We start from the raw sequence: 17,820 nt of genomic DNA on the forward strand, positions 1-17,820 counted from the left end.
TTCCCACGCAGAAAAATCCTGACGAGAGCGCGCGATGAAGCCTGCCCTTGATACCCCGTTCCGTGTCCGCGCCATCCTGTTCGACATGGACGGCACCCTGATCGACACCAAGGGTCCCGTGGAGCGCTCCTGGCGCAGCTGGGCCGCCCGGCACGACCTGGATCCCGACGCCATCCTGGCCGTCTGCCACGGCGTCCGCAGCATCGAGACCGTCCGCCGCTTCGCCCCCGCCGGTGCCGACATCGACGAGGAGGTGCGGCTGGTGGAGGAATGCTACACCAACGATACCGAAGGCGTGCGCGCTGTCCCCGGCGCGCTGGAGCTTCTGCAAGCGCTGCCGCGCCACCGCTGGGCGGTGGTGACCTCCGCCCCGCGGGACATGGCCAGGAAGCGCATCGCCCAGGCCGGCCTGCCCCTGCCCGACCTGCTGATCGGCGCCGACATGGTCACCCACGGCAAGCCCCACCCCGAGGGCTACCGCACCGCCGCCGAAAGGCTGGGCTTCGACCCGCGCGAGACCGTGGTGTTCGAGGACGCCCCGGCGGGGTTGGCGGCCGGCAACGCGGCCGGCGCCTGGGTGATCGGGCTGACCACGACGCTGCCGGCCGAGGAGTTGGACGGCAACCTGTCCCTGCCCGACCTGACCGCCCTGCGGGTGCGGGTGGACGAGGATGGGCTGGAGATCGTGGCGGTGGGTGGGTGATCCTTGCGGCGTTAGTCCCTCACCTGACCTCCTCCGTCCGACAGGAGAGGTCAGGTGGGAGGCATCGCCAGCTTCAGGCCCCCCGCCACTCCCCCTCCACCCAGGTTCCTTTCACCGTCAAATCCGGCCGCAGCAGCACCAGATCCGCCCGCCAGCCCGGCGCGATGCGGCCGCGCTCACCCGCCATGCCCAGGAACTCCGCCGGATAGAGCGACGCCATCCGCAGCGACTCCTCCAGCGGCAGGCCGATCAGCGCCCCCGCATTGCGCACCGCCGTCGCCATGTCGAGATCGGCCCCCGCCAGCGTCCCGTCGGCCAGCACCAGCCGGCCGTCGCGCCGGTAGATCGTCCGTCCGTTCAGCTCGAAGCTGTCGGCATCGGTGCCGGTCGGCGGCATCGCGTCGGTCACCAGCATCATCCGCCCGCGCGGCCGGGCGGCCAGCGCCGCCCGCATCATCAGCGGATGAACGTGATAACCGTCCGCGATCAGCCCGCACCAGGGCCGCCCGTCGCCCAGCGCCGCGCCGGCCGGACCGGGCTGGCGGTTGGCGATGCCGGGCATGGCGTTGTAGAGGTGGGTCACCCCGCGCACGCCGAGATCGAAGGCCTCGACCACCCGCTCGGCGCTCGCCATGGTGTGGCCGACCGACAGGATCACCCCGGCGGCCATCAGCCGCGACAGCGCCGCATCCTCGACGCATTCCGGCGCCAGCGTCAGCAGCACCCGCCCGCCCGGCATCCGCGCCGGCAGCCCGCCGATGAAGTCCAGATCGCCCTCGTCCGGCGCACGGACGAAGCGCGGATCATGCGCACCCACCCGCTGCGGGCTGATGAAGGGACCTTCGAAATGGATGCCCAGCACGCCGCTGCCCGGCTGCGCCACCGCCTTCACCGCCGCCTCGGCGGCGGACCGGTGGCAGTCGGGGGTGTCGGTGATGATGGTCGGCAGCAGCCCGGTGGTGCCGAAGCGCCGGTGCGCCGCGGCGATGGCGAGCGTCGCCTCCGGCGTCGGCTGCTCGTTGAACAGCACGCCGCCGCCGCCATTGACCTGGATGTCGATAAAGCCGGGCGCCAGCAGGTCGCCCGCCTCCAGCGCCACCGTCCGGCCGACATCCGGCGGAGTACGTCCGAGGGCGACGATGTCAAGGATGCGGCCATCCTCGACCAGCAGGCTGCGGCCGTCGAGGATGGTCTCGCCCGTGAAAATCCGGGCACCGGTCAGGAGCTGTCGCATCAGACGGTCTTCGTCACTTTGGCAAGGTTGGGCGGGCTGTCGGGGTCGATGCCGCGGGCCAGCGCCAGTTCATAGACCGCGCCATAGAAGCTCTGCAATGCCGCCAGCGGTGCCGCCTCCGGCGCGATGCCCGGCAGGCTGGGCAGCAGGGCGGTTCCTGCAAGCCCGGCTTCGGTGGTGGCGACGCTGGCACCCAGCCCGACGATGCGCTCCACCACCGCGCGGGTGTGCGGTTCCGCCGCGTCGGCCTGGGTCAGGGCCAGCACCGGAAAGCCGGGGCCGACCAGCGCCAGCGGGCCGTGGACCACCTCCGCCGCGCTGAAGGCCTCGGCATGCAGGCGGCAGGTCTCCTTGAATTTCAGCGCCATCTCCAGCGCCGCGCCGAAACCGACCCCGCGCCCCAGCACATAAAGGTTCCGTGCGGTGGCGAGCGGCATCAGCGCCGGCTTCCAGTCCAGCCCCTTGGCTGCCTCCAGCGTGCCGGGCAGGGCCGCCAGGGTCGCCTTCAAGGCCGGATCGTCCTGCCAGTGCGCCACCAGTTGCAGATAGGCGGCGAGCGAGGCGATGCAGGACTTGGTCGCGGCGACGCTCCGCTCCGGCCCGGCGGCCAGCGGCAGGAAATGGTCGCACATCTCCGCCAATGGCGAATCCTCCGCATTGACGAAGCCGACCACCAGCGCGCCGCCGGCCTTCGCCGCCTCCACCAGCCGCAGCAGGTCCGGGCTGCGTCCCGACTGCGACACGGCGACGAACAGCGCGCCTTCCAACTCCAGACGCCCGCCATAGACCGAGGCGATCGACGGCCCGATGGAGGCCACCGCCCGGCCGATCCGCGTCTCGATCAGATATTTGCCGTAGGCCGAGGCATGGTCGGAACTGCCGCGGGCACAGGTGACGACGAAGCGCGGCGGCTCGCGGCGCAGGCGCTCGCCCAATTCGGCGAAGCCGGCGCCGCAGCGCTCGATCTGCCGGGCCACCACGGCGGGAGCCTCCGCCGCCTCCAATGCCATAAGGGGCGTCGTCAGGGGAGTGGGGCGGGACGCTTTGAAATCTGGATTGCCCTGATCGGTCATGGCGGCGCTCGTGATTGGCTGGTATAGATACCAATGTAAGACCTTCTTGCGCCGGAGGCCAGCGTCCATTGGTGGAATCGCATCACAACCGCACTCACGGGAGCCGCTGCAATGCGGAAAAGAAAAGCGGCGCGACCCGGGAAAGGTCGCGCCGCCTGATAAAACCACTCAGATACCAGATAGGGGATCCGCTATTCCGCGGCGCGCCGTCCGCCCGGCAGCAGGCCGGTCATCGCACCGGCCAGCGCATCGGCGTCGTTGCCGACGATCAGGTCGAGGCCGTTGGCGCCATACCCCATCACCGCGCGCACGCCAGCCCCCTTCAGCGCCTCGGCATTCGCCTTGCCGGCGTCACCCAGCTCGACCCGCAGGCGGGTGGTGGCGAAGGCGGCCAGTTCCCTGATGTTGCCGGCTCCGCCCAGCGCCTCGGCGATGCGGGCGGCGCGATCGGCCGGTACGGGGGCCGCGGCCGGAGCGGAAACCGGCTTCGCCGCCACCGGGGCCGCGACGGCGGCCGGACCATCGGCTTCCGCGCCGGCGCTGTGCAGATACTCCTGCATCTCGGTCTTCAGATTCTCCGACAGGGTTCCGAACACCGCCTGCACGCTGTCGCGTACCCGCAGGACGCCCGACGCGCCCATGCTGCGCAGCTTGCCCTCGTCGACACGGGCCGGATCCTTCACCACCACGCGCAGGCGGGTGATGCAGGCGTCCAGGCTGCCGATGTTGCCCCGCCCGCCGAAGGCCAGCACGAGGTCGCGCGCCCGTTCGCTGCCGGTGGCGGCGCTGGCGCCCTCTTCCGTCGCGTCCTCGCGGCCCGGCGTCTTCAGGTTCAGCGCCAGGATGGTGTAGCGGAACACGACGTAATAGATCGCGGCGTAGACCGGCCCGAGGATCAGCACCAGCCACCATTTCTGCGACAGCGGGCTCAGCGCGTTGAACAGCACGAAGTCGATGCCGCCCTGGGAGAAGGTGAAGCCCATATGGGCGCCCAGCGAGTTCATGATGAACTGCGAGGTCGCCGCCAGCACCGCATGGATCAGGTACAAGACCGGCGCCAGGAACAGGAAGCTGAACTCGATCGGCTCGGTGATGCCGGTCAGGAAGGAGGTCAGCGCGGCGGAGATCATGATGCCGCCGACGCGCACCCGGTTCTCCGGCTTGGCGGTGTGCCACATGGCGATGGCCGCGGCCGGCAGGCCGAACATCTTGAACAGGAAGGCGCCGGACAGGATGCCGGCGGTCGGGTCGCCGGCGAAATAGCGGTTGATGTCGCCATGGACGATCTGGCCGGCGGCGTTCTGGAAGGACCCGATCTCGAAGAAGAAGGGCACGTTCCAGATATGGTGCAGGCCAAACGGGATCAGCAGCCGTTCGACGAAGCCGTAGATGGTCGCGGCCATCCGCGGGTCGTTCACCGCCGCCCAGTGCGAGAAGCTGTTGATGCCACCCTGGATCGGCGGCCAGATCACCGACAGGACGACGCCCAGGACGATGGCGGCCAGTGCGGTGATGATCGGCACGAAGCGCTTGCCGGCGAAGAATCCCAGATAGGCCGGCAGCGTGATCTTGTAGAAGCGGTTGAACATCGCCGCCGCCAGACCGCCGGCCAGGATGCCGCCGAACACGCCGGTTTCCATCGACTTGATGCCCATGATGGTCTTGGGCTCCATGCCCCAGACCCCGGTCATCACGCCCAGCGTGGCCAGCATCACGATGTAGCCGATGGTGGCGGCGATGGCCGACACCCCGTCATTCTCGGTGTAGCCCAGCGCCACGCCGATGGCGAAGATCAGCGGCAGGTTGCCGAAGATCACGTCGCCGGAATTCTTCATCAGCATCGACAGCAGCGGCGGCATCCATTCGAAATTCGCCGCACCGATGCCCAGCAGCAGGCCGGCGACGGGAAGCACCGCCACCGGAAGCATCAGCGACTTGCCGATTTTCTGTAAAAACGCAAAGGGGTTCAATGCCATGGCGGCTCTCCGAATTTGTCCGGCGGCGGCAACGTCGTCAGCCCTGACCGGAAATACAACCCGGACGGCGGGCTGGTTTCACGACATAGGCAACATGGGTTGGTTTACAGGCTTGCGGCGTATCCCGGATGCGCCCTTGGGGGCGCGGATTGGCCGCAGGCTTCCGCCTTTTCCGGACAGGAACTTTCGATAATCTATAGCGGGAATTGCGCTTGGGCTATGCGGCGTCTGCGCGCATACAAACGATCCGGCGGCTATGCCCCCTGCGTCCATGCAAGGATCAGGGCCGTCCGACGCGAGATCGCCCGCCAGGGCCGAAGCGTTAAGAATGAGGACCAAATCATCATGACCGCGATCACGCTTGCAGCTCCGCTGGCCGGATGGGCCATGCCGCTGGCCGAGGTGCCTGACCCCGCCTTCGCCCAGGGGCTGGTCGGAACCGGCATGGCCATCGACCCGACGGTGAACGAGTTGCGCAGTCCCTGCGACGGCACCGTGCTGTCGGTCCACCGCGCGCGCCACGCCTGCACCGTCCGCGCCGCCAGCGGGGCGGAGGTCCTGCTGCATCTGGGCGTCGATACCGTCGGCCTGAACGGCGAGGGCTTCACCGCCCATGTCCGGGACGGGCAATCCGTAAAGACCGGCGACCGCCTGATCAGCTTCGACATGGATCTGGTGGGAAGCCGGGCGCAGAGCCTCGTCAGCATGATGGTCGTCGTGAATGACGGCTTCACCGTCGAGGGCCAGTCGGTGAACCGCGAGATCGCCGCCGGCGATCCGGCGATGACCGTCCATGGCGGCAGCGGCGCCGACGCCGCGCTCCCCGCCGCGCCCGACTCGGAAGACGCAGGCGCGGAAGAAACGGGCGAGCGGATCGTCGTGCTGCCCATCGCCAGCGGATTGCATGCCCGGCCGGCCGCGGCCCTGGTCGCCGCGACCAAGGCCTATCCCGGAACCGTCACCATCCACTGCCGCGACCGCCGCGCCAACGCCAAGAGCGTCGTCGCCCTGATGGGACTCGGCACACTGCTCGGCGACCGGCTGACGGTGCGCGCCGCCGGCCCCGGCGCCCAGGACATGGCGGAGAGCATCGCCGTGCTGATCGAGGGCGGACTGGGCGATCCGGTCGTCGCCGGCGCCGCCGCACAGGCGGCACCGGTTGCCACCCCCGCTCCCGCCCCGGCGCCGGCCCAACCGGCCGCGGAGGAAGAGGTCGGCCCGCCCTTCGCCCCCGGCGAGGAAGTGCTGCTGAAGGGCACCATCGCCGTGCCCGGACAGGCGGTCGGCAGCGTCGTCCGCCGCTTCCGCAGCGGCCTTCGCGTGGTCGAACAGGGCGCCGGCGGCCAAGTCGAGGAGCCTCGGCTGCGTCAGGCGCTCGACCGCGTCATCGCCGGCCTGACCCGGTCGGCCCAGCGCATGCCAGACCATGCCGCCATCTTCCAGGCTCACCGTGAGATCCTGGAAGATCCCGAACTGCTCGATGGCGCGCTCGCCGACATCCGCGCCGGCAAGAGCGCCGAATGGTCCTGGCAGCGCACCGCGCGGCTCCAGGCCGATGCGCTGGCCGGCCTCGCCGATCCCCGCATGGCCGAACGCGCCGCCGACCTGCGCGACCTGGAACAGCAGGTGCTGACCGCCCTGTCCGGCAAGGAGCCGGCGGTCGGGCTGGCGGACCTGCCGGCCGGCAGCATCGTGCTGGCCGACGAGATCCTTCCCTCCGACCTCGCCGGTGTTCCGGCCGGGCGGCTGGCCGGCATCGGCATGGTGCATGGCGGCCCCACTTCGCACGCCGTCATCCTGGCCGCGGCACTCGGCGTGCCGACCGTGGTGGCGCTCGGCCGGCAGGCGGAGCGGGTGCCGGACGGCGCTTCCGTGGTGATCGACGGCAACCGCGGCGAACTGCTGGTCTTCCCGCCGGAGGACATGCTGGCGACCACCCGCAACGCCGTCGCCGCCCGTGCCGCCCGGCGCGAGGAGAACCGCCGTATCGCCGGCGAGGACTGCCGCATGGCCGACGGCACCCGGATCGAGGTGTTCGCCAATCTCGGCCGGGTCAGCGACGCCCCCGGCGCGGTGGTGGAAGGGGCGGAGGGCTGCGGCCTGCTGCGCACCGAATTCCTGTTCCTGGAACGCCAGTCCGCCCCGACCGAGGACGAGCAGTACCAGCAGTACCAGCAGATCGCCGACGCGCTGGAAGGCCGGCCGCTGGTGATCCGCACGCTGGATGTCGGCGGCGACAAGCCGCTGTCCTACCTGCCGCTGCCGAAGGAGGAGAACCCGGTGCTCGGCCTGCGCGGCGTCCGCGTCGGCCTGCGCGAGCCGGAGCTTCTGCGCGCCCAGATCCGTGCCATCCTGCGGGTGAAGCCGGCCGGCGTCTGCCGGATCATGGTGCCGATGATCGCCTCGCCGTCGGAACTCCAGGCGGTGCGGGCGATGGTGGACGAGGAGCGGGCCAGGCTCGGCCGTGCCGAACCGATCGAGCTGGGCGCGATGATCGAGGTGCCGGCCGCGGCGCTGATCGCCGACCGCATCAGTGCGGTGGCTGACTTCCTGTCGATCGGCACCAACGACCTGACCCAGTATGTGCTGGCGATGGACCGCGGCAACCCGCATGTGGCGGCCCAGCTCGACGCGCTGCATCCGGGCGTGCTGCGGCTGATCCGGCTGGCGGTGATGGGGGCGAAGACCCACGACCGGGTGGTGGCGGTGTGCGGCGGCTCGGCCTCCGACCCGATGGCGGCGCCGCTGCTGATCGGGCTGGGCGTCACCGAACTGTCGGCCACCCCGGCGGTGATCGCCGACCTGAAGGCCTTCATCCGCACCCTGCGCCTGGAGGATTGCCAACGCGTCGCCGAAGCCGCCCTCGGCACCGACAGTGCCGACGAGGTCCGCCGCCTGGTCGCGGAGGCCTGGCCGGCGATTTGAGAGCTTAAATCCCCTCTCCCCCCGGGGGGAGGGGATTCTCTAACGTTAAAACCCCACCGTCACACCCGCCCGGCCATCATCAGCACGGCCGCCGCCTGCCGGCCGCCGTGCCAGCGGGCGGCGCCGCGGGCGGCGGTGCGCATCGCGGCGATGCCGATCAGCGATGCGGCGACGAACAGCCCCGGCGTCAGGGCGCCGCGCATCAGCAGTGCCGCGCCCAGCCCGACGATCAGCACCCGATAGACCGTTTCGCAGAAGCCCAGCCCGGCGAGAAAACCGTCGGTACAACCGAAGCTGTCGGCCCCGGCCAGCCGGGCGAGCTGCGATTGCCCGCCGACGGCGTTCGCCGGCCCGGTCGCTCCCAGCGCGATCATCGCCGCCAGCGCCGCGACCCCGGCCAGCGCCATGCCGCCCATCAGCGGGTTCAGCAGCGCCAGCACCGCCAGATGGACCGGCGCCCAGGCCGCCTCCAGCACCCACAGCCGCTCCAGCCACCCGGCGGCGCCACCCGGCGGCACCAGCTGCGCCAGTTCCCGCGACTGGGCGAAATCCAGCACCGCATGCAGCGCGAACAGGCTCAGCGCGACGGCGACCAGCAGAAGCAGGCTGCCGCCGTCGCCGCCGACCCAAAGGGCGTCCTGCAACGGCCGGGCATACAGCGCGCTGCCGGCCACCAGAAGGTTCGCCGCCGCCCCGAACAGGCAGCTGCGGATCAGGGCGGACCGGTTGGTGACCGCGTGACGGGCGATGGACGACGCCATGTCGGACGCTCGCGTTCGAAAGGAAAGGACGGACGGCAGGCTCCGCTCCCCGCGTGCCTCGGCAGGGATCGGAGCGTCCCCGCGGTTGGGCCGGCGGGCGGGCTGTCCGGCGGTCTGGTCGATCGATGACAGGCTCATGCGGGCTACGGCCGGGCGGCCGCTCCTGACCTCTGCGGACCTTGGCGGCCCTCGTGGAAATGCGCAGCCACGGCGACCGTCGCATGCCGGCATCATGCGTGGGAAAATTTCCCACATCAAGCGAAAAGGTGATTCCCTTTCCCTCCCGCCGCGCTATTGTCACCTCGGTCATGGAACCAGCCCCCAACCGCCGGAGTGTCAGGCGCGTGCCGATCCGCCGCCCCGAACCAGACCGCCCCCCAAGGGCCGAAATGACCGGGGCCCAGATGGCCGGGGCCGGCATCACCGGGGCGGCACCGCCACCGGCGCTGCTGACGGCGGTGCGCCGGCTGCTGGTCCCGCTGGTGCGGACGCTGATCGGCTTCGGCATTTCCTGGCCGATGCTGGCGAACCTGTTGAAGTCGGTGTATGTCGAAGTGGCGGAGCGCGGCTTCGCGCTGCCCGGAAAGCCGATGACCGACAGCCGCATCACCCTGCTGACCGGTGTCCACCGCAAGGACGTCAGCCAGATCCGCAGCGCCCCTCCGGCTGCGGAGGCCGCCGCCGCCGCAGCTCCCTCGCTGGGCGCACAGGTGTTGAGCCGCTGGCTGACCGACGCCGCCTTCCGCGATGCCGACGGCCACCCCCGCCCCCTGCCCCGCAGTTCCGGGAATGAGCCCAGCTTTGAGACGCTGGTCACCGGCATCAGCAAGGACATCCGTCCGCGCGCCCTGCTGGACGAACTGCTGCATGCCGGGCTGGTGACCGAACGCGCCGACGGGTTGCTCGACCTCGCCGAGGCGGCGCATGTGCCGCGCGGCGACCTGGACAAGCTCGCCTATTATTACGGCCGCAACCTTGCCGACCATCTGGCGGCGTCCGGCCACAATCTGGCCGGCGGCACGCCGCCGTTCCTGGAGCGCGCGCTCGCCTATGACCGGCTCAGCCCCGGCTCCATCGCCACCCTGCGGCAGGAGGCCGACCGTCTGGGCATGGCGATGCTGGTCGAGTTGAACCGCATGGCCGCCGACCTAGCCGATGGCGACGCCGGCCGTGACGACGCCAGCCACCGCTTCACCGCCGGCCTCTACCTCTATGACGAGGACGAGGCCCCCGCTCCTGCGCCGCAGAATGCCGAACCCGGCGGGGGAGCAGGCGCATCGTGACCCGCAAGCCCCGTCCCCTTGCCCGCACCCTGCTGCTGACGCTGATGCTGGCCGCCGCCGGCTGCGGCCCTACCTTCTCCCCTGCACGCGATGATGGGCTGGCCGATCGCGGCATCGGCGGCACCGGCATTGCCGTCACCGACCGCGGCATCGGCGGAACGGGGATCGCAAATACGGGTATTATCGGCACCGTCACCGCCTTCGGCAGCGTCTGGGTCAACGGCCTGCGGGTCGATCTGCCGCAGAGCACCGGGGTGCGCATCGAAGGCCAGCCGGCGCAGACCGGCGATGTGCGGATCGGCCAGACGGTCGCCATGACCGCAGTTCCCGGCGGGCCGACCGGCCTGACCGCCCGCAGGCTGGACGTGCGATACGCCGTCGCCGGTCCGGTGGAGCGGACGACGCCCGGCGGCGCCCTGATCTTGGGCCAGCGCATCGATCTTGCCGAGGCGGAGGGCACCACCGCGCTCACCCCTGGGCGCTGGGTCGCGGTTTCCGGCCTGCGCCGGCCGGACGGCGTGGTCGATGCCAGCCGGGTCGATCCCTGGGAGCCGGCGCGCGGCTGGCTGCTGCGCGGGCGGCTCGACGCCGTGACGCCGAAGGCGCTGACCGTCGCCGGGCTGACGCTCGCCCGCGGCCGTGGCCTGACCGGCACCCTGCCGGCGGTCGGCAGCATGGTGCGCGTCGCCGGCAAGCCCGATCCAGGCACCGCTCCCACCATTGCCCTGGCGCTGGAGCCCGACCCCTTCAATCCCTTCGGCACCACGGTCAATGCCCTGTCGATCGAGACCTATGTCGACGCGTCCGGACAGACGGCGATTCCCGGCGGCCCGCATATTGACAGGCCCGACGGCGCCGCGACGCCCGCCCGCGTGGTGATCGACAGCGTGGTGACCTCCGGCGGGGGAATCGATCGCAGCCGGTCCTTCGGCGCACCGCGTGTGGGCGGCCGGTCGCTGGATGGCGCCGATGCCGCCGCCCGCGCCGCCGGTCTGGCCCGCGCCGGCATGCGCCCCGATGGTCCGCAGGGGCCGGACGCACCGGGCATGGAGGGACCGGAAGGCCCGGTCGACGGCATGCGCAGCCGTCCGGGATGGGGGATGCAGCTTGGTCCCCATGACGGCCCGGCCACCGGACAGCGCCCTGCCCCCGGCCCCAATCCTACATCCGACCCCAACTCCAGCCCCGGCGGCAGCGCTACCTCCGGTGCCGCCCGTGCAGCCAATCCGCCCTCTTCGTCCGGCGCCTCGCCGGACTCCCCGTCCGGCAGTCCCGGCCATCTGCGGGGTTCCATACCGGGTGACGGCGGTTCTCCGTTCAGTGGCCCCAGAGGGGGATTCGGTAGAGGCACAGGCGGCGGACCTGAGGGTGGCCGCGGCGTGCATTTCTGACGACGCCCAGTGACCGCAGCGTGCAAGTATCACCGCACCCGCCCTTCGGCTTTTACTTTAAAATTCCGCAAAACGTTTTCTATCACCTTAGGTGCGGCTCTGCGGCATTTTGAACCAGTCTTTAACTTTGTCTGCATTCTCGAAGTTGTTTATATTATCATATTAATATATCAAAGCCGGAGGAACGCCGTTGCGGGCGCCGGGCAATCATTGTCAATAGGGGCTGAACCGAAAGCACGCGGTTGGTTTCCATTATCGTCTTCGGTTTAGACCCTCATCGGCTTCCAAGACCCGCCCGTTCCGCCAGCCTGTCCCGGCAGGTGGAGCGGCGTCGTGCCGTCCGCAACGGCTCGAACTCTTCGCACTGACAGGACCAGACCATGATCTCGCTCCTTTCGCGGCTGTCGATCCGCGCCACCCTTGGACTTGTCGTCGCCGCGCTGGGGCTGCTGCTGATCGCCACCAGCAGCGTCACGCTGATCGACGTCGTCGACCGCACGCGCAACGCCCAGCGCGTCGCCACGCTCAGCGAGACCAGCCGTGACCTGCTGCGCACGCTGCTGGCGATCCGGCTGGAACGCGGTCTGGTCGGTCCGGCCCTGGGGTCGGAGGAGCCGGCCGGCGATGCCGAACTGAAGGACATCGCCGCCAACCGTGCAGTGGCGGAGGCCGGCTACGCCGCCATCGCCGCCAAGCTCCATGCGCTCGACCTGCCCGGCCTGCCGGCCGCCGCCTCGACCCTGCGCACCACCCACGACACGCTGGCCGCCCTGCGCCAGAAGGCGGACTCCGCGCTGCGCCAGCGCAAGGCCTCGCGCGATCCGGCGGTGGCGGAGGCCTGGGCGACGGCGCCGGTCGCCTATCTCGATGCGCTGACCGCCGCGACCGATCTGCTGGACGGCTCGCTGAAGCTGGCCGATCCGATGGTCGACCATCTGCTGGGCATCAAGCGTGCCGCCTGGAACACCCGCCTGAACGCCGGCGGCATGGCGCTGCGCATCCAGACCGCGGTCGCCACCGGCCAGGCCTGGACGCCGGCCGACGCGCAGGCGGTGGCGGAGGCCATCGGCCGCACCGTGCAGGCCTGGACCCTGGTCAAGGAGTCGGCCGCCCGCCCCGACACCCCCGCCCCGATCCGCGAGGCGGCCGAGAAGGCCAAGGTCAATTTCGAAGGCCCGCTGGTCGATCAGCGCAAGGCGGTGCTCGCGGCACTGGCCGAAGGCCGTCCTTCGCCGGTGGAGATCGGCACGCTACGCCGGCAGGACACCGCCAGCCAGGGCTATATCGTCGATGCGGCACTCGCCGCGGTGGACCAGATGGTCGTCCGTGCCGACGCCCAGGCCGTGCGGGCGACGCGCGATGCCGTCATCGCCGGCCTGCTGGTGGCCGCCGCCGTGCTGCTGGCCGTCATCGGCCTGATCGTCGCCAAGCGCCGGGTCAGCGACCCGATCCGCTCGATGACCGAGGCGATGCGCCGTCTGGCCGACCGCGACATGGACGTGACGATCCCCGGCCTGGGCCGCGCCGACGAGATCGGCGGCATGGCGGCGACCGTCACCATCTTCCGCGACAGCATGATGACCGCCGACCGTCTGGCGGCGGAACAGGCCCGCGACCAGGCCGCCAAGGAGGCGCGCGCCGCCCGGCTGGAAGCGCTGATGCGCGATTTCGACGCCAAGGCGATGCACATCGTCGAGACGGTCGCCTCGGCCGCCACCGAGATGCAGGGCACCGCCGGCGCCATGTCCACCACCGCCTCCCAGGCCAGCGCCCAGGCGACCGCCGTCGCCGCGGCCTCCGAACAGGCCTCCGTCAACGTCCAGACGGTGGCGTCGGCGACGGAGGAGCTGTCGGTCTCCATCCTGGAGATCGGCCGCCAGATCGCCGCCTCCACCCGCATCTCGGGCGAGGCGGTGACCCAGGCCGAACTGACCAACAGCACCATGCGCACGCTGGTGGAGGCCGCCGACCAGATCGGCCATGTGGTGGAGATGATCAACACCATCGCAGCGCAAACCAACCTGCTGGCCCTCAACGCCACCATCGAGGCGGCCCGTGCCGGGGAGGCCGGCAAGGGCTTCGCCGTCGTCGCCGGCGAGGTGAAGGCGCTGGCCAGCCAGACCGCCCGCGCCACCGACGAGATCCAGGCCAAGGTGAAGGAGATCCAGCAGGCCACCGGCGGCGCCCAGGACGCCATCAACGGCATCGGCCAGACCATCGGCCGCATCAGCGAGATCACCACCACCATCGCCGCCGCCATCGAGGAGCAGGGTGCCGCCACCCGCGACATCGCCGGCAACGTGTCGGAGGCGGCGCGCGGCACGACGGAGGTCTCCTCCACCATCGTCGGCGTCAACCAGGCGGTGCTGGAGACCGGCTCCGCCGCCACCGAGGTGCTGGACGCCGCCAGCAGCCTCGCGCGCGAAGCGGAAACCCTGCGCGGCGAGGTGACCTCCTTCATCACCGCCGTGCGGGCGGCGTAACGCTCTGGCCGGGGCGGGTCAGGATCGAAGCGACCTGCCCGCTCCGGCCAGCCCCGCGCCGGCAAGCCCCACACCGGCCAGCATGGTTTCCTGCACCGCCATCACCGCCGCCCCGATCACCCCGGCGCTCTCCACCTCCGGCACATCCCGGATGTCGAGATGCCGGGTGGAGAGGGCGAGCGAACGCTGATAGACGCTCTGCCGGATCGAGGCCAGCAGCAGCGGCCCGATCCGCGCCACTCCGCCGCCGATGAAGATGTGCGACGGGTTGAAGAAATTGACGACCGCCGCCAGCATCCAGCCGATATGGGCACCGGCCCGCTGGACGATGGCGTTGGCCGCCGCGTCGCCGGCCCGGCTGGCATTGCCGAGGTCGACCGTGGTCAACCGCCCGTTGCGCTCCAGCAACTCCATCAGCCGCGGGCTTTCCCCGGCGCGTGCCGCCTCTTCCGCCATGCGGGCGATGGCCGGGCCGGCCGCCATCGCCTCGACGCAGCCGGCATTGCCGCAATGGCAGATCGGGCCCTGCGGATCGACGCAGATATGGCCGACGTCGCCGGCCGAACCGTCGCGCCCGCGATAGACCATGCCGTGGCAGATGATGCCGCAGCCGATGCCGGTGCCGATCTTGATGACCAGGAAGTTCTGAAGCTGCCCGCGCAGGCGCCAATGGGTGCCCAGCGCCAGGATGTTCACGTCATTGTCGACGAAGACCGGGGCGGCATATTCCTCCGCCAGGAATTCGCGGATCGAGAAGCTTTCCCAACCCGGCAGCAGCGGCGGGTTGACCAGCATGCCGCTGTCGAAGGCGACCGGCCCCGGCACGCCGACCCCGATCCCCAGCACCCGCGACGGCCCGACCCCCATGCGTTCCCGCGCCTCGCGCAGCAGGTCGCGCACCCGCCCGAACACCGCAGCCGGACCGTCGCGCACGTCCGCCGGTTCCGACCGGTGATCCAGCACCGTCATGTCGGGGGCGAGCAGCGCCACGTCGATGCTGGTGGCGCCGATGTCGATTCCCGCCAGCACCCCCATACGGTGGCTCAGCCGCAGCACCTCCGGCCGCCGGCCGCCTGAGGAGGGCTGCACCCCGCCCTCTTCGATCAGCTCGCGGCCGATCAGGCTGGAGATCGCGAGGTTGGCCTTGCTCTTGGAGAAGTCGACCGACGCCGCCAGCTCGCCGCGCGACAGCCCGCCCGCCCAGAACAGCCGCTCCAGCAGGGCGCGCTCGCCGTCGGACAGACGTTGCCAGTCAACCATCAACGAATGCCTTTCCCGAGTGCTTCTGCGCCCTTCCTTCCTATCACACCCTCCCCACTTTTGCCAAATTATGTTCGAAGTCGGCCATTGTCTGTCCAAAGCGGCGGGCTTACCATCCGTCCAACGAACGAAGCGGCGTTCTCAAACTTCCGGAACGACACGCTTCGCAGTGGGGGAAACGTCATGGACGGTATCCGCTCCGCCGCAGGCTCGCGGCCGGTGGGACGGCCGTCAGGGGGTGCGGAGCCATGAGCCTGCATGTCGCCTTCGACGGCATCACCAAGGAATTCGGTCCCGTGCGCGTTCTGCACGGCGTCGGCTTCGACCTGCATCCGGGCCGGGTGCATGGGCTGCTGGGCGAGAATGGCGCCGGCAAATCGACGCTGATGAAGATCCTCGCCGGCTATCACGCGCCGACCTCCGGCACGCTCGGCATCGACGGCGAGCCGGTGACCTTCCGGAACTCCCGTGACGCCGAGAAGCGCGGGATCGTGCTGATCCACCAGGAACTCAGCCTCGCCGACGACCTCACCGTCGCCCAGAACATGTTCCTCGGCCACGAGATCAAACGCGGCTGGCTGCTCGACGACCGCGCGATGCGCGAACAGGCGACGGCGGCCCTGCGTCAGGTCGGCTTCGAGCGCGATCCCGACACCAAGGTGCGCGACCTGATCGTCGCCGAAAAGCAGCTGGTGGAGATCGCCAAGGCGCAGCTGCGCAACGCCCGCCTGCTGATCATGGACGAGCCGACGGCCAGCCTGACCCCGTCCGAATGCGACCGGCTGTTCGGACTGATCGACCGGCTGCGCCGGGACGGCGTCACCATCGTCTACATCTCGCACAAGCTGGACGAGGTGGAGCGCATCACCGACGAGGTGATCGTGATGCGCGACGGCCGTTTCGTCGCCCGCGCCCCCACGGCGGAGACGCCGCGCCAGCGCATGGCGGAGCTGATGGTCGGGCGCGAACTGACCGACATGTTCCCGGACAAGCACATCCCGGCCCTCGGCAAGCCGCTGATGACGGTGCGCGGCCTGACCGTGCCGGGCTGGGCGGAGGATGTCAGCTTCGACCTCCATCCCGGCGAGATCCTGGGCTTCGCCGGTCTGGTCGGCGCCGGCCGCACCGAACTGTTCGAGGGCATCCTCGGCCTGCGTCCGCGCAGCGGCGGCACCGTCGAGATCGAAGGCCGTCCGGTCGCCTTGCGCAGCCCGCGCGAGGCGATGCGCAACGGCCTGACCTATCTCAGCGAGGATCGCAAGGGCAAGGGCCTGCATGTCAACATGGGGCTGCGCGACAACCTGACCCTGATGACGCTGCGTCACCACGCCCAGCCGCTGCTGTCGCCGGCCTCGGAGGAGCGGGCGCTGGAGCATGCCGTGACCAGCTTCGGCATCCGCGGCAACCCGCAGGGCACGGCATCGTCGCTGTCCGGCGGCAACCAGCAGAAGCTGGCCATCGCCAAGTTCCTGGAACCGGACCCGCGCGTCTTCGTGCTGGACGAGCCGACGCGCGGCGTCGATGTCGGCGCCAAGCGGGACATCTATTTCCTGATCGCGCGGCTGGCCGCCGAAGGGCGCGGCGTGATCGTGATTTCATCGGAACTGATCGAACTGATCGGGCTCTGCCACCGGGTGATCGTGATGCGCGGGCGCCGGGTGACCGCGACCGTGCCCGCCGACCGGCTCAGCGAAGAGGAGTTGATTGCCCATGCCATCGGCACCCACACCCGCCACTGAGGTCCGGAACGACCGCGCGGAACCGCGCAAGAACGGTCGCCGCTTCGATCCGCACCGCTTCGGCCCGGTCGTCGGGCTGCTGCTGCTGCTGATCGTCGGCACGGCGTTGAACCCGGATTTCGCCACCTGGGACAACCTGATGAACGTGCTGACCCGCACGGCCTTCATCGGGATCATCTCCATCGGCATGTGCTTCGTCATCATCTCCGGCGGGATCGACCTGTCGGTCGGGTCGATGGCGGCGCTGATCGCCGGCGGCATGATCCTGCTGATGAACGCGCTGGCCGGTTCGGTCGGTTCGCCGGTCGCGGTGGTGATGCTGGGCATGCTGTTCGCCCTGCTGCTGGGCGGCGGTTTCGGGCTGGCGCACGGCTATCTGATCACGCGCGGCCGGATCGAGCCCTTCATCGTCACCCTGGGCACGCTCGGCATCTTCCGCGCCGTGCTGACCTGGCTGGCCGACGGCGGCGCCATCACGCTGGACAACGACCTGTCGGACGCCTACGGCCCGGTCTATTACGGCAGCCTGCTGGGCATCCCGGTGCCGGTCTGGGTCTTCCTGGCCGTGTCGGTCGCCGGTGCCGTCCTGCTGAACCGCACCGCCTTCGGCCGCTATGTCCAGGCCATCGGCTCCAACGAGCAGGTGGCGCGCTTCGCCGCGGTGGATGTCGACCGGGTGAAGCTGCTGACCTACGGGCTGCTCGGCGTCTGCGTCGGCGTCGCCACCGTTCTGTATGTGCCGCGCCTGGGTTCCGCCTCCCCCACCACCGGCCTGTTGTGGGAGCTGGAGGCCATCGCCGCGGTGATCGTCGGCGGCACCTCCTTCAAGGGGGGCGAGGGACGGATCGCCGGCACGGTGATCGGTGCGGTGCTGCTGTCGGTGATCAGCAACATCCTGAACCTGACCAGCATCATCAGCGTCTACCTGAACGCGGCGGTGCAGGGCTGCGTCATCATCGCCGTCGCCTTTCTGCAGCGCCGGCGTCCTTAAA

12 protein-coding genes are annotated in these 17,820 nt (G+C 70.3%); 7 read left to right on the forward strand and 5 right to left on the reverse strand.

Features of this window, described 5'->3' with window-relative positions; all coding sequences use genetic code 11:
- Positions 1-34 precede the first annotated feature (34 nt).
- Complete coding sequence (locus J2848_RS17165) at positions 35-703, forward strand: HAD-IA family hydrolase (RefSeq protein ID WP_149232267.1); 669 nt, start codon at positions 35-37, stop codon at positions 701-703.
- Between the two features lie 73 nt (positions 704-776).
- On the opposite strand, the gene nagA is transcribed toward J2848_RS17165, so the two are convergent.
- The 3 genes from nagA to ptsG all read right to left on the reverse strand — a co-directional run bounded on the left by nagA (position 777) and on the right by ptsG (position 4,986).
- On the reverse strand, positions 777-1,937 hold the full coding sequence (gene nagA / locus J2848_RS17170) for an N-acetylglucosamine-6-phosphate deacetylase (protein ID WP_149232266.1): 1,161 nt from the start codon (positions 1,935-1,937) through the stop codon (positions 777-779).
- Positions 1,937-3,010 carry an SIS domain-containing protein gene (locus J2848_RS17175; protein WP_149232265.1) on the reverse strand — a complete coding sequence of 358 codons (1,074 nt, stop codon included), beginning with the start codon at positions 3,008-3,010 and terminating at the stop codon, positions 1,937-1,939. The genes nagA and J2848_RS17175 overlap by 1 nt, the downstream gene beginning before the upstream one ends.
- Before the next feature lie 191 nt (positions 3,011-3,201).
- The gene (ptsG, locus tag J2848_RS17180; RefSeq protein WP_149232264.1) at positions 3,202-4,986 is read right to left on the reverse strand and encodes a PTS glucose transporter subunit IIBC; all 1,785 of its coding nucleotides are present in this window, start codon (positions 4,984-4,986) and stop codon (positions 3,202-3,204) included.
- 345 nt (positions 4,987-5,331) lie between these two features.
- Between ptsG and ptsP the strand changes: the two genes are divergently transcribed.
- Complete coding sequence (gene ptsP / locus J2848_RS17185) at positions 5,332-7,911, forward strand: phosphoenolpyruvate--protein phosphotransferase (RefSeq protein WP_149232263.1); 2,580 nt, start codon at positions 5,332-5,334, stop codon at positions 7,909-7,911.
- 59 nt (positions 7,912-7,970) lie between these two features.
- Here ptsP and J2848_RS17190 read toward each other — a convergent pair whose 3' ends face one another.
- Complete coding sequence (locus J2848_RS17190; protein WP_149232262.1) at positions 7,971-8,672, reverse strand: hypothetical protein; 702 nt, start codon at positions 8,670-8,672, stop codon at positions 7,971-7,973.
- A 389-nt stretch (positions 8,673-9,061) separates the two neighbouring features.
- Here J2848_RS17190 and J2848_RS17195 point away from each other — a divergent pair, with 389 nt between their 5' ends.
- From J2848_RS17195 to J2848_RS17205, 3 genes are all read left to right on the forward strand, one after another.
- A complete protein-coding gene (locus tag J2848_RS17195; RefSeq protein ID WP_246193944.1) occupies positions 9,062-9,955 on the forward strand; it encodes a DUF6502 family protein in 894 nt (297 codons plus the stop codon).
- The gene (locus J2848_RS17200; RefSeq protein ID WP_149232261.1) at positions 9,952-11,346 is read left to right on the forward strand and encodes a DUF5666 domain-containing protein; all 1,395 of its coding nucleotides are present in this window, start codon (positions 9,952-9,954) and stop codon (positions 11,344-11,346) included. Before J2848_RS17195 ends, J2848_RS17200 begins: the two co-directional genes overlap by 4 nt.
- Before the next feature lie 380 nt (positions 11,347-11,726).
- Positions 11,727-13,829 (forward strand): methyl-accepting chemotaxis protein, encoded by a 2,103-nt coding sequence (locus tag J2848_RS17205; RefSeq protein WP_149232260.1) that lies wholly within the window; start codon positions 11,727-11,729, stop codon positions 13,827-13,829.
- 18 nt (positions 13,830-13,847) lie between these two features.
- On the opposite strand, the gene J2848_RS17210 is transcribed toward J2848_RS17205, so the two are convergent.
- Positions 13,848-15,089, reverse strand: coding sequence for an ROK family protein (locus J2848_RS17210; RefSeq protein WP_149232259.1), 1,242 nt, complete (start codon positions 15,087-15,089; stop codon positions 13,848-13,850).
- Positions 15,090-15,337: 248 nt separating this feature from the next.
- Between J2848_RS17210 and J2848_RS17215 the strand changes: the two genes are divergently transcribed.
- Positions 15,338-16,828 (forward strand): sugar ABC transporter ATP-binding protein, encoded by a 1,491-nt coding sequence (locus tag J2848_RS17215; RefSeq protein ID WP_149232258.1) that lies wholly within the window; start codon positions 15,338-15,340, stop codon positions 16,826-16,828.
- A complete protein-coding gene (locus tag J2848_RS17220) occupies positions 16,800-17,819 on the forward strand; it encodes an ABC transporter permease (protein ID WP_149232257.1) in 1,020 nt (339 codons plus the stop codon). The genes J2848_RS17215 and J2848_RS17220 overlap by 29 nt, the downstream gene beginning before the upstream one ends.
- Position 17,820 lies beyond the last annotated feature (1 nt).

Source organism: Azospirillum lipoferum, from assembly GCF_024170005.1.
GTDB classification, from domain to species: Bacteria; Pseudomonadota; Alphaproteobacteria; order Azospirillales; family Azospirillaceae; genus Azospirillum; species Azospirillum lipoferum.